General features: G+C 57.1%; 11 protein-coding genes. 4 read left to right on the top strand and 7 right to left on the bottom strand.

Going from position 1 to position 13,006, the window contains the following annotated elements:
- Positions 1-17: 17 nt before the first annotated feature.
- From IEX75_RS09200 to IEX75_RS09190, 3 genes are all read right to left on the bottom strand, one after another.
- Positions 18-1,148 (bottom strand): IS481 family transposase, encoded by a 1,131-nt coding sequence (locus IEX75_RS09200; protein WP_188793909.1) that lies wholly within the window; start codon positions 1,146-1,148, stop codon positions 18-20.
- 191 nt (positions 1,149-1,339) lie between these two features.
- Positions 1,340-2,932, bottom strand: coding sequence for a carboxylesterase/lipase family protein (locus tag IEX75_RS09195; RefSeq protein ID WP_188793908.1), 1,593 nt, complete (start codon positions 2,930-2,932; stop codon positions 1,340-1,342).
- Between the two features lie 282 nt (positions 2,933-3,214).
- Positions 3,215-3,781 carry a YkgB family protein gene (locus tag IEX75_RS09190; RefSeq protein ID WP_229720710.1) on the bottom strand — a complete coding sequence of 189 codons (567 nt, stop codon included), beginning with the start codon at positions 3,779-3,781 and terminating at the stop codon, positions 3,215-3,217.
- A gap of 179 nt (positions 3,782-3,960) precedes the next feature.
- Here IEX75_RS09190 and pdxR point away from each other — a divergent pair, with 179 nt between their 5' ends.
- The 3 genes from pdxR (at position 3,961) to IEX75_RS09175 (ending at position 7,379) form a co-directional block, all read left to right on the top strand.
- Positions 3,961-5,463 carry a MocR-like pyridoxine biosynthesis transcription factor PdxR gene (gene pdxR / locus IEX75_RS09185; protein ID WP_423373096.1) on the top strand — a complete coding sequence of 501 codons (1,503 nt, stop codon included), beginning with the start codon at positions 3,961-3,963 and terminating at the stop codon, positions 5,461-5,463.
- 39 nt (positions 5,464-5,502) lie between these two features.
- Entirely contained in the window at positions 5,503-6,144 is a 642-nt protein-coding gene (locus tag IEX75_RS09180; RefSeq protein ID WP_188793907.1) for a hypothetical protein, read from the top strand.
- Positions 6,145-6,821: 677 nt separating this feature from the next.
- Positions 6,822-7,379, top strand: coding sequence for a hypothetical protein (locus IEX75_RS09175; protein ID WP_188793906.1), 558 nt, complete (start codon positions 6,822-6,824; stop codon positions 7,377-7,379).
- A gap of 362 nt (positions 7,380-7,741) precedes the next feature.
- On the opposite strand, the gene IEX75_RS09170 is transcribed toward IEX75_RS09175, so the two are convergent.
- From IEX75_RS09170 to IEX75_RS09155, 4 genes are all read right to left on the bottom strand, one after another.
- Entirely contained in the window at positions 7,742-9,439 is a 1,698-nt protein-coding gene (locus IEX75_RS09170) for an AIPR family protein (RefSeq protein ID WP_229720709.1), read from the bottom strand.
- Between the two features lie 115 nt (positions 9,440-9,554).
- Complete coding sequence (locus IEX75_RS09165; protein WP_188793905.1) at positions 9,555-10,613, bottom strand: virulence RhuM family protein; 1,059 nt, start codon at positions 10,611-10,613, stop codon at positions 9,555-9,557.
- Positions 10,610-10,801 carry a hypothetical protein gene (locus IEX75_RS09160; protein WP_188793904.1) on the bottom strand — a complete coding sequence of 64 codons (192 nt, stop codon included), beginning with the start codon at positions 10,799-10,801 and terminating at the stop codon, positions 10,610-10,612. Before IEX75_RS09160 ends, IEX75_RS09165 begins: the two co-directional genes overlap by 4 nt.
- Before the next feature lie 115 nt (positions 10,802-10,916).
- On the bottom strand, positions 10,917-12,422 hold the full coding sequence (locus tag IEX75_RS09155) for a Na+/H+ antiporter (RefSeq protein WP_268236475.1): 1,506 nt from the start codon (positions 12,420-12,422) through the stop codon (positions 10,917-10,919).
- Between the two features lie 196 nt (positions 12,423-12,618).
- On the opposite strand from IEX75_RS09155, the gene IEX75_RS09150 reads away from it, so the two are divergent.
- Positions 12,619-12,861, top strand: a complete 243-nt coding sequence (locus IEX75_RS09150; protein ID WP_188793902.1) for a hypothetical protein — start codon at positions 12,619-12,621, stop codon at positions 12,859-12,861.
- Positions 12,862-13,006 lie beyond the last annotated feature (145 nt).

Genomic DNA, 13,006 nt, shown 5'->3' with positions numbered 1-13,006 from the left:
AAGAGATGGTGGACACTTTATCGCACGGATCGCATGTCGATGGTCTGCAAGCGATGGTGATTGAAGAACAGATCGTAGACACCGTCTTCGGTGGGCCGTGGTCGTGCGGCAATGGTGTGTCCATAGAGCGCCACCGAGACGGTCAGCGGGTGGCCCAGAAGGCGTATGCGCCCGCGCTGATGGACGCGAATGAGGAGGTCGTCGGGACTGTATTGGATGGTCGGTAGCTGCTCGGGGAACGGCCGGGGACTGACGGTATAGCGGTCAGCCGGTGTCTCCATGCCGAGTGCTTCGTGAGGTCTGACGTGGTTGTAGATCTCCCGCCAATGGTCGAATGCCTGGCGTAATTGCTCCATCGAATAGAAGGTGCGACGGCGTAAGACCTCGACATCCAGGGTGCGATGGAAGCGTTCGTCTTTGCCGTTGGTCTGCGGATGGAACGGACGACTGAAGCTCACATGGATGCCCAGTTGAACCAACCATATCGTGAACGATGATAGATGCCGGGAGTCGCCATTGCCCACGCCCCACGGCGATCCATTGTCCATGTTCATGCGTCGTGGCAGACCGTAGCGTCGGAACGCCTCCGTAAGCCATTGCCGAACGGTGTTGCCGCACATGTCCGTGTTGGTGCCAAGGACGAGGTTGAAGCGCGAATGGTCATCCAGGACGGTCAGCGGATCACAGCGAACGCGTCCCACGTGCACCGGCCCCTTGAAGTCCATTTGCCATAACTCGTTGGGCGCGTCGTGCTCAAATCGCATGTAGGGCTTGGAGGGTGCACGCATCGGCGACCCAAGTCGGCCATGACGACGCAGGATGTGGGTGACCGTGCTGGGCGCCACGTCCACGTGGTCGTCACGCCTCAGTACCTTGGACAGCTTGCGACCGCCCCAATCGGGGAAGGTGTCACGCAAGCAAACCACCCTCTCTTCCATCGCCGGGGACGTCTTCTGAGGACTGACGTGGGGTCGTTTCGATCGATTGCTTAAGGGCTCATTGGCCTGGGCCCGAGCCAGCCATTTATAGGCCGTCGTACGGCTGATGCCGAAACGACGGCACAGTTCGGCGATGGTGTTTTCGGGGCGATGCGCGAGGGCAACGAACTCGGTGCGAAGAGTCATCACAGATGCTTCCTTCCAGGGCATGGATAGAGACCTCGAGCCGCCTGTAGCGAGGCTCGAGGTGTAAACCATGTCCTGGCACACCTGTTAACTATGTCCTGGTACGAAACACGAAGGCCGGAATCCATGCTTCGTACTCGCCATGGATTCCGGCCTTCGCCGGAATGACGACAAGGCGAATCCAAGCCTTGTCGCATGATTGCCCGATCGACATTTCAAAGATGCGCATCCGGCTCCGCGCGCTGCATAAACTGATAACGCGCCGCATTGTGATCGACCGTCGTGCGCGTATCCGCACCAATCACCTGCCGCAGCAAACCACCATCCTTGCCTGCAACCGCCGGCCAATCCGGCAAACCCGCGCCATTGGGATTGCCGGTCTTGATGAAGTTTGCCCAGTAGCCTTGCGTGATCGCCGACACATGATGGTCGGCAGCGGTCCACGCAAAGACGTGATTGCTGTCCAGATTGCCCAGCGCAAATTCGATCTCGCCGCTGTGCACCGCCCCCGCATCCGGGCCGGCACTGCCATCGCGCTTCGCCGGCCGTGCTTGCGTGAAATAGTAGTAATACACCGGCGCTTGCCCGGTCTTGTGCTGCATGGCCATCCAGCGCCAGGTGGCAAAGGCAATGAAATCATCGCCCGCGAAGGCCGTGCCGGACGTTTTGACCTCCGCTTCGGTATGCCCGGGATAAAGCTTCAATGCTTCGTCCGCATGCTTGCCATAGCGCTTTTCCATGGCGGCGCGATAGTTCGCGGGCGTGGGCGTTTTGTTGTCGAGAAAATTGGGGTAGTCGCCCTCTTGCGAATTCGAGCCCACCAGCAGCGGAATATGCGCCTGCTCGCCAGCTTGATAGATCGCCTCCGGCGAGCGGGGAAAGAAATAGCCGTCGATGGTCGGCATGAACTCCTGCACGTCCTTATCACCGGTGGCATCGAGCAGCGTGTTGGCATCCATCGCGCGCAACTGCGCCAGCGAATGCGCGCGAACCCGCTTCTCAAAGTCCTGGCCCTGCTGCTCGGCAAGCGCCAATGGCCGCGGCTTGAGATTGCCAAGCACGGCGCCACTCTCGCCAATCGCACGCTGCATCAAACCTTTCGACAAGGGCGATGCCATCTGCGCCGACACCGACATGGAACCGGCCGACTCGCCACCGATGGTGACCTGGTTCGGATCGCCGCCAAATGCAGCGATATTGGCCTGCACCCAGCGCAAGGCTGCATGCTGGTCGAGCAGGCCGTAGTTGCCGGTGGCGTGCTCGGGCGACTCGGCAGCCAGCTCCGGCAACACCAGGAAACCGAATACGTTCAGGCGATAACTAATGGTGACGGTCACGATGCCACGTTGCGCAAGGCTGGCGCCGTCGTAACGAAACTCCGAACCATCGCCGGCCTGGAAGCCGCCGCCATAGAAATACACCAGCACCGGCAACTTTTCGTTCGAGCCATGTGCGGGTGTCCATACGTTGAGATACAAGCAGTCTTCACTGACCCCGTTGGAGCGAAACATCATGTCGCTGTAGATCGGTCGCTGCATGCAGCGTGGCCCGAAATGATCGGCTTGCCGCACGCCCGTCCATGCGGCCACGGGTTGGGGTGGCTTCCAACGCAACGGCCCGATGGGCGGCGCGGCATACGGAATGCCCATGAACTCGTTCAAACCCGTCTTGCTGTCGTGAATGCCCGACAGCTTGCCCGCGGCGGTGGTTGCGGTAGGCGGCGAGTCGGAAGCCGATACGGCGGTGGCAGCGAGTGCGATAGCGATCGCGGAAACGACACAGCGTGTACGCATGAAAGCAGTGAGCATGGGCAAGGTCTTTGAATGAGCGGCACGGAGTCTTATCGCAGCGACTATATTCGCTTTGCCTTGCATAGCTCCAGCGGCCGGCTGAGCGGTGCGTCAATCGGTCAGAACGATTCCGACTATGCAGTTATCCGCTGCGGGAAAAACAACTCTTGCCTCACGTCATTCCGGCGAAGGCCGGAATCAATGGCAAGTGCGGAGCATGGATTCCGGCCTTCGCCGGAATGACGATCCGCTTCGAAAGAACACCGACGTGAGGCCCTCGATTGCGTGGGTGTGGACAACTCAACCCCTCACTATTTCCCGCGCCGCACGCACTACATCCCTCTGCAGCAAATAAAGCGACACAGCAAGGAACAGCACATCCTTCATCAAAAAAGCCACCGGCAGGTACATCAACGGAAACCCACCGGCCTCAACCGCCCAGGCATTTGGCAAGAAGGGAATGATCGTCACCGTACCGGCAAACGTGATGGTCGAACCGATCGCGCCCAATAGGCCCAACTTGCGATGCCAGAATCCAAGCAAAATCAGCGAACCGAACAACCACTCCGTCGTACCGAGAAAGTAACCCGCGCCATTGATACCAAAAGCCGGAATCAGCCAGAACACCAGCGGACTATGCTGGATAAGCGGCGTGATCTGATGCGCTTCAAAGCTGTACCACTTTTGATAACCAAAGATCGCGAACGTAAACACCATCGCTGCGCGAACCAGGTGATGGCCAACATCTCCCTTGAACAGAGATGTCTTCGAAAGCGTGACAATAACCTTGTCGATAAAACGGCCAACCGGCATATCGATCAGCTCAGAACTTTCCGTTTCCGCGGCTGGAGTAGTCGTGCGTGACATGGGAGCACCCTGGGTTGTGTGGAGGTGAAGTCACTTTAGGACCCAAGCGCGATCTTTTTAATGCTTCCATAGTGCAATTTCATGCTCAAAAGTATCAAGCAAGGCACTTCATAACGGCGAAGCTGGTCAGTCCCGTTTGAAGGCATCGTGCGAAGCACACGAATTCGGAGAAAAAAGTCGTGGCAAATGATGCGGAAGGTACAAGCAACCTGTTCGAAATTGCCTTTGACCCTCCGCCAAGCGGAAGCCGCCGGTCTGCGGATTCCGTCTACACGCAGTTGCGCGCCGCCATCCTCGATGGCAGGTTGGTTCCGGGCTCCAAACTCCCGGTGGAGCGTCAGTCGGCCGTGTTTTTCGGTGTATCAAGAAACACCGTGGCGCGGGCGTATACGAAGCTGGCGATCGAGGGTCTCGTACGGTCCCGGCAAGGGTCGGGAACGTATGTGGCGCCGAAGCAAAGTCGTCCACAGCGCGAACGTTTTTCGACCCAGCAAGCGCCCGATCCACGCCTGAATTCGCTGTGGCGGCGGCCCGAATTGGTCGAGTCACTCAACTTCTGGCACGACCGCCAGCGCACAAGCGTGCCAAGCGCGACGGCATGCCTGGACTTTCGCCCCGCACTCGTCGATCCACGGTTATTCCCCTTCGAAATATTCCGTCGGCTCAGCGCCAAGCAACTCCGGCGAATGGAATTGAAGCCGCCGGCCTTCAAGAGTCCACAGGGCAATCAAGGCCATTTCCCGTTGCGCGCGGCGATCGCAACGCATGTCGGCATCTCGCGCGCGGTCGTATGCGAGCCTGATGATGTCCTGGTTACCGCCGGCGCACAGCAAGCGTTCGACATGCTCGCTCGCGTGTTGGTAACGCCTGGCGTGACGACGGTTGCCATGGAAGACCCGGGCTACCCGCCGATGCGCGCTGCGTTTCTCGCTGCAGGCGCCAAGATCGTGCCGATACCCGTGGACGCGGAAGGTTTGGTGGTCGACGCCCTGCCGGTTCCTGTGCAGATCGTCTGCGTATGCCCTTCGCATCAATTTCCGTTGGGAGTATCCATGTCCGCGCCACGGCGGACGGCGCTGCTCAACTTCGCTCGCAAGCAGGGTGCCGTCATCGTTGAAGACGACTACGACGGAGAATTCCGCTACGACGGCACGCCCCTGCAAGCGCTGCGTTCAACCGCCACCGCCGATGACGTGTTCTACGTCGGCACCTTCTCCAAATGCATGCTTCCCGCGCTGCGCCTGGGATTCGTCGTGGCACCCCAATGGGCCATGCCGGCATTGACGACGGCGAAGAACTGTCTCGATTGGCATTGCCCCACGCTGACGCAAATGGCGGTCGCCCGTTTCATCGCCGATGGGCATCTGGCGCGTCACGTGCGCAAGCTCCGTGATGTTTATAAGAGACGACGAGATCTCATCGAGGACATACTTCAAACCGACTTCGCCCAAGAGCTGTCGCCGATGCCCTCGCACTACGGCATGCACATGGCAGCGTTCGCGACACAACCCAAGCGCCTGAAACGCGTTACCTCGCGATTGTTGGAATCGAACGTGCACGTGCATACCTTCGAGCGCTATTTTTTCGGCACGCCGACATCGGAAGGCCTGGTTTTCGGCTACGGCGCTGTCGACCTCAACGATATCGAGCAGGGACTCAAGACCTTGCGCCGCGTGCTTTAGCACACCGTCAAACAACTTCCAGCGGCGGGCAAGACGTAAATGGCCCACCCCAAATTCCTCCAATTGGCCCAACTAGATCCACGGCTTTTCCCTAAAGTCCCAACCCAGATTGGTGATACGGAGACTGCAATGACGTGGAAACAGCTGTTACGTGGAATCATGCTTGCCGGCGTTCTTGCCTGCGCGTCGTTAACCGCAAACGCCCAGGCGCCTCGGGATGGCTCCCATGATTTCGACTTCTCTCGCGGCGTTTGGCACACCCATGCCACGCAAGTGCTCGACCCCTTCGACGGTGGTACCCACACGGTGGTCATGGACGGCACCAAGACGGCGCGGCCGGTTTGGAATGGCCACGCGTGGCTCGAAGAAATCGAAGCCGATGGCCCCAATGGACATTGGGAGGGTGCAACGCTTTTCGTCTACAACAAAAAAGCCGGGCAATGGAATCAAACCTATGTCGACGGCGACTCCGGAGAAATGGAAGCGCCGACCATCGGCAGCTTCAAGGATGGTCGCGGCGAGTTTTACGGCACCAGCGTCTATAAGGGCCGCACGGTTCTAGTACGCGGTGTTTGGTCAGACATCACACCCAACTCGCACCGCTACGAGATTGCCTACTCGCAGGATGGCGGCCGCACATGGGCCACCGCATTCAAGGCGGATTTGACACGCCTCAAGTGATGGTGTTGAAGAAGGGCGCCTTTTCAGGCGCCCTATGTGCTACGTAGCCGGAAGCCCAACCAACGAACCCCTGACTGATCGCTTCGGAAGCAGAGTCAGAGCTTTCCCAGGTTTCTTGCGCAACGACACCAGAAGATCAAAGAGATAGATGCCTGACGCCTCTGCTCGTCATTCTGGCGAAAGTCCACTGCTGTCCGGGGAAGTTTTTAGCTTGCCGGATCGGCCCCCTCCCCTACGTGTAGTAGGGGAGGGTTGGGGTGGGGTGAAGCAACCTTGCCAGAGATTCCATCATGTTTCTTATCCATTCCCGCGTAGCGGGAAGCGAGCTTCGCTCGCCTCACCCCACCCCAGCCCTCCCCTGCAAACAGGGGAGGGGGCATTTCTGGTTCACTCGTGGATATCGCGTTGAACAAACTTGTTTAAGTCGCTTGCTGCGCGAATCATGCAAATGTGTTGCCCCTTAAGTGCTCGCTACTTTTTCCACAAAATTCCCCGGACAGCAGTGGGCGAAAGCCGGAATCCAGTTCAAATACACTGTGCGAAGCACTCAATTAAAAAAGCCCACGTCGCTCGCACCCCACATAGACATTTTTCCACCCAATTTGCGCCAGCAACGCCTCGCCCCCGCCTTTATGCAACACTAGCCGCGCCGCCGGCCGGCGGACGGGGGGATCCATATGCAAAACCGGTTTTTGATCGGCGTGGGGATATTCCTCGCGATATTCCTGTGCATGGCTGGGCTGCGGCATTACCGCGCCAAAGCCGCAGCAGACCTTATTGCGCAGGATTCAGCGCCTGCCGAATCCGCTTCGAGCGCAAGCACCGACGACACACTCATTCAAAAGCCACGTCGACCCATCGTGCACGGCCTGCCTACCAGCACCGATGCGGGCAACCTCGCCATGCAGTGGATTGAGTGGACCTCGGCAGAAGGGAATCAGGGTTTCCGGCTGCCCGAGCAGGAAATCGAAAAACGGCTGCCCTATTTGCGACAAGTGCGCGAGAAACTTGCCGACATGTCACTGCAAGACGATTGCGCCAAGGCCGCACAGCGGGCGGAAGTGGCGTCTATGGATGCCGACCTCACCTATTTCCAAATGCAGATGGACAACGCCCATACACCCGTTGGCCCTGACCCCGAGTTGGTAAAGCAAAGCGAAGATCGCGCTGCCAGCGATGCGTATGCGCAATCGCAGAATGCCTATCAGATGGCCATGAAGTGCACCACGCCTTGAGCGAAAGAGAGCTGGTACACACGTACATCACGTAGGCATTTGCCAACACCTCAAAGCACTCGCGACCGACAGATTGCAACACGCGCTTTATGCGAAGGTGCGGCAGTCGGGCGTGCCCATCCGTTGTGATGACAGCGACACGCCCGACATGATGTGAAGTAGCGCGGATCGCCCGAGTTGGCCCTCAGGTGAACCGCTGGCCACAGCCAAGTAACTAGAGATCATGGTTAGCGACGAGAATTGGATTGGCACTCAAACTATGAAATGGCAATAAAAAGTGAATGACTCAGCCAATACAGGGGACGCTGAGCATGCGTTGTGAAAAACGAATAAGTGGACTTGTAGCCGCTTTAGGGCCATTTTTAAACTTTTGCAAGCATTTCCTGAAGAATGACCTGCCTCTTTAGTCGATCGTTGGTTACTTCACCAAGGTTCTGGCAGATATCAACAGCGCGGATAAATACTTCTGTGGCAGCCGTGCCATGCTGTGCTACCACCTCGATGATCTTTTGAGCATCCTGTTCTGCTTTACGCGAATTTAGCTGCAACAAGGTTTGTCCGGCTACGATGGCACGAATTAATGGCAACATGTGCCACTTAAAACGCTTCATGTTTGGTGGAATCGTGCTATTTGAGACCAAAAGACTGAATCGGTACATGGTCAAGCACGAAGCATAAAAGATGGATTCTTTAGTTGTGTCCGCGAAGATAGTATCGGTCAACTCTTCGTACATTTGCTTTGGATACCTGGCCGCTAGCTCAGGCTTATTGCACCACATGGCGGCTACGCATTTAGCAGCATTGTTGAGCGAAAAGATTCTGGTGGCAGGAATCTCAAGACCAACGTACTGACGATCTCTACGCTCAAGATAAAGACGACTATCAGCCCCTTCATAGGTATTAAAATATTGCTCTACGCGCTTAATGATGGGGCGAAGAGAAAGGAATTGAGTTCCCTCAACCTTTGTCTGGCTGTTGGTCGCACGCACGAGGTCAGCGAATACATCTTCTAGCTGCGTTTTAACGACCTTTATGTTCACCATAATGTCACCCAGGGCATCACGGTGCTGGAACAAAACATTTGACGTCTGGCAGCCATTAACTATTTGATAGTTAGAAAGGTGCAACGTCGTTCCTTGAAGTTTTACATCGGGGCAAACCAGCGTGATGCCATTATTCAGTACCGGAAATCGAGTGGCGCCATCCGAAGCAAGGGTGGCAGCAATAGATGCATTTACTGCATTGTCCTCACCAAGAAACGATCGAACATTTTCTTCGAAAACTTGACCTCGTAAGTTACCGTCAGTGGTTAGAAGAAGGTTGTTAACAAAATCACTTGCGCGGACAACCGCTAAGTACGCTTCATCGATGCCGGCGATATTGGGGAGTGCCGCATGGCTGAAAACGGGAAGGCTAGCAAAAACGCCCGAGTACGTGCTTACCCAAAGGCGAGTCAGATCTTCTCTGTCGATGAACTTCACATCGATTTCGTGGAACAATCCAAGTTCGTTCAGCTGGACAAGGAAGTCACGAAGAGCAGTCTCGAGGGCTTCAGGTCGCTGATACAATCCAGTCGACACAAACCGTGCTGTCAGAGATGGCCGGCCATTACGGAGCTTCGGGACCTCATTGACGATAACGTCGAACATCGCGCGCGATTCTTTGAGGACATCATCTCCTGCAGCGTAGGGGGTCTGGTTGACGAAGCGAAAAATACCTTCTTTGAATTTTAAAAAGTCCCCAAGATCGAAGCCGTCTGTTCGCTTCGCTTGGATAAAAATGACATCGACATCATGATTGCGCCGAGGTGCCGCAAATATTGCCTGCACGTCCTCCACAGATGTTACGACGGCTTCGTCGACGACGAGGACTAGCCCATCAATGCCATCGTCTCCCTTCTCGGTTACGACATCATCTAAATCGAAGGTGCTGCTGTAGCGATTTGAGACGACGCAATGCGTGGAAAATTTTTCGAACTTGGTTGCCTCGTCATCGGCATCAAGACCAAAGCTTCGTACAAAACTCTCTAAATGCGCTTTTATAATGCGGTGCATTGTCATGTCCTATTCCCTGTTCTCTGTATGCGCTGCCTTTTATATGGCGATATTGCCATTTCTAATCCCTAAAAAGAGAGTCTAAAAAGATGGTCAGAATGCTTTTCTTATTTAAGAAAGCTCATTCTGTCCCTTTCTTCCGCTTGCTGCGTTTCGGAGTATCGTCCATTTCCAAAGATGCGGCAGCACTCCGCAAATCCTCCACATACTTTGCCTCCGCCGCCTGCTCGGCTTCTAGCCGTCGCCGTTCGGCAAAAGTGTCGTACTGCTGCTCAGCCCAGTCCAGCGCTTGCTCACGACTGACGCTGCCAGCGTTATCCAGTACGGGTAGTTCGGTGTCACGCAGGAACTTGTCGAGGAAACCATTCCAGTCGGCCAGACGGATATCCTGGCGGCGCATCGCGCGGAACTCGGCCTGGTCCAGAAACATTACGGTGATGCGGTTGAGCGTGTCGATCTCCTGCGCATCCAGGTAGTTCTTGGCGGTGCCTACGTCTTGTTTGAGCACACGGCTACCCTTCCAGGTGTTCAAACCCATGTTGGGAGTGGCAGCATCAGCACGTCGACGAATGATTTCCGCCGCGGTCAGGCCGGTGGCGGCGTGATGCATCTTGTTCTGCATGATGGCGAAGAAGCGCTTAGTAGCCTGTTCGCCTTCTTGGTAATCCACGGCCATGGCGAAAATTTCGCGAATGCGCTGATAGACCCGGGCTTCGCTGGCGCGGATCTCGCGGATGCGCGCCAGCAATTCGTCGAAATAGTCCACCTGGCTGCGATTGCCCTTGAGCCGCTCGTCATCCAGCACGAAGCCCTTGACCAGGTATTCACTGAGGCGTGCTGTAGCCCATTGGCGAAACTCGGTGCCACGGGCGGAACGGACGCGGTAGCCGACGGCAAGGGTGGCTTCCAGGTTGTAATGATCTAGCTGCCGACGAACCTCGCGGGCTCCCTCGGTTCGAACGATTCGGAATTTCCGAATCGTTCGTTCAGGTTCAATATCGCTCTCTGCGTAAGCGTTGGCCAGATGCTCATTTACAGTAGGTACCGAGACTTGATAGAGCTCGGCGATTTGGCGCTGGGTGAGCCAGACCGTTTCGCCGGTCATAAGCACACGGATGCCATCTCCGGCTGGATAGATCAGCAGTTCCCCTTCCGAGCCGGGGGTAAAGTCCTTGCTCATGCCAATAATCCTTTCAGCAAATCGGCAGTCTCGTCTTCAGGCCGACGGATACAAGTCTCGATATCCGGTAGCGGACTCGGTGGATTGTAGACGTAGACGCGGCGGTTGATCGGTATTTCATACAGCCATGAGGATGGCAAGTAATTCGCGTAGGAGTTCTCGATGCGGTGAAGGGCGATTTCAGCCATTGAGCCCCCAGACTTAATACTCACGGCGGCTTGATCATCAAGAATGGTATACCTCGGGCATCGAAAGCAACGTCAGCAGCAACAGTTCGGATTCCAGCGAGATCGCAGGACGTAATTATCGATGTGTACTCAATTCGAGCCAATCAAGCTCCTGCTCCACTCGCCGATAAGCGTCATCACCAATCTGCCCGCTATCACGCAGCACATCGATCGCCCCTCGAGCGTGCTTCACGATCTGCCGCCGAAGCACGTTGTCCGTTATCGCAGAGGAGTCACTAGCAGCCTTTGCTCCCGCCAACGCCGCCTCATATTCTTGCCGCAATCGCTGCGCAGCTTGCCCTTCCTGATTCGCCAACCCGCCTAAGGCAGCCTTGAGCGCCTTGGTCCGCGCTAGCAGAATCTCCTTTTCCACCACGTTATCGTGCGGCATCTTGAGCCACTTCAACAATGGGCGAAGCGTGAGCCCCTGAATAAGCAGCGTCCCCAGCACGACCACAAAGGCCGTTACCAGGATGAAATCGCGATAGGGAAACGCATCGGGCAGTGCGAGCGCCGCCGCCAGCGTGACGATGCCGCGCATGCCCGACCAGCCTATGACGAGCCCGCCCTTGAAGCTTTCTTGCTTGGTCACAGCGTCCGGGCGGCCCGGGTCATCCGGGAAGAAAAAGCGATACGAGAAAACCCAGACGAACCGAATGACGATCACCACGGCAAGGCAGGCCGCTGCCATACTCAGCCAGTTCATGTGTTGACCGCCGGCGATGGTCGGCAGGATGGGGCGGAGCTGCAAGCCGATCAACACGAAGGCGAGCACGTTCAACACAAAAGTGACGGTCTCCCACGTTGCGAACGCGTTGACCCTGACGGGTGTCGGCATGGCGGACGTCGGTGCGCGGGCGGCGGTCAATCCGAAAGCCACCACGGTGATGACGGCGGAAAGATGCAGCTGTTCGGCCAACAGCCACACGCCGAAGGTCATCACGAACTGCAGCACGATGGAGATGGCTGCATCGTCAACACGGCGTATCAGGTGACCAATCAAGATCGCCAGAACCCATCCCGCCGCGACACTGCCGACGGCGACCAGGATCAATGCTGGCACGGCGTCCCTGGCATGGAAGCTTCCGGTCGCCACCGAGGCGACGGCAAACCGGTAGATCAATAGCGACGAGGCGTCGTTGAGAAGGCTCTCTCCCTCCAGCACCATCCGGATGCGATGCGGCGGCTCCACCTGCCGCATGATCGCAATGGCCGCGACCGCGTCAGGCGGTGCCAGCAGTGCACCCAGCGCAATCGCCGCCGCCCAAGGCATATCCGGCAGAAACCACCGCACCGTGAATGCGACGGCCACCGTCGTGAGACCGACGGCGACCACCACCAGCGAGAAGATGGGGCGCCAGTTGCGCCTAAGATCACGCAACGACATATCGTGCGCGGCATCCAGCAGTACGGGCGCTACGAGCAAGGCGAGGATCAGGTCGGGCGGTAGATCCAGCTTGGGCAAGCCAGGGATGAGCGATATGGCCATACCCATCAATGCCAGCAGCACGGGGTAGGGAACGCCTATGCGCTTTGCCAACATGGCAAGCACGGCGGCGCCCAGAAGAATGGCGAGCAACATCTCGAACGCCAACATAGATAACGACCCCTGGTGAAGGAAAGGAATGATGCGTCAGTGGTGGGTGGGGAGATTATGGAGGCTATCTGGCCGCGTGCTTCTTTAGGTTATGCCCTTTAGGAGAGACACTTTTCAAAATTTCGTCCGTCGTGTTCAATGGGCCGGTCGCAATGACGCGACATCCAATTGGAGCAAGTAGATGAAGAAGGACATCATCCGTACCAGCACCTTTGCCCTCACCCTGATGCTCGGCGCCGCCGTAGCAACGCCCAGCATCGCCCAGCCCGCCACCATGCCAGCCAGCGCGCATACCGCCAGCTTCCTGGTCACACCCACGGGCTATCAGCCGACGCCGGGCTACCTGATCGTCACGGAAGTCGGCGAGTGCGAGCACGTGACCCACAAGAATTTCTGCTATTGCACGGGTGCTTGCCACCCCTAAGTCGCTCGATGCTGCACGTAGCACTCAAAGGCCCGCCCATCGGTGGGCCTTTTTGTTTGCGTGCTCATGTTGCAACCATCTGACGATGCTTGCGCGCGGTTTGGTCCCAGGGTCTTGCCAAGCAGGCGCGATGCGGATGTATAAC

It is taken from the genome of Dyella nitratireducens, from assembly GCF_014642835.1.
Lineage (GTDB): Bacteria > Pseudomonadota > Gammaproteobacteria > Xanthomonadales > Rhodanobacteraceae > Dyella_B > Dyella_B nitratireducens.
This window is presented reverse-complemented; position numbering and strand designations above follow the sequence as displayed.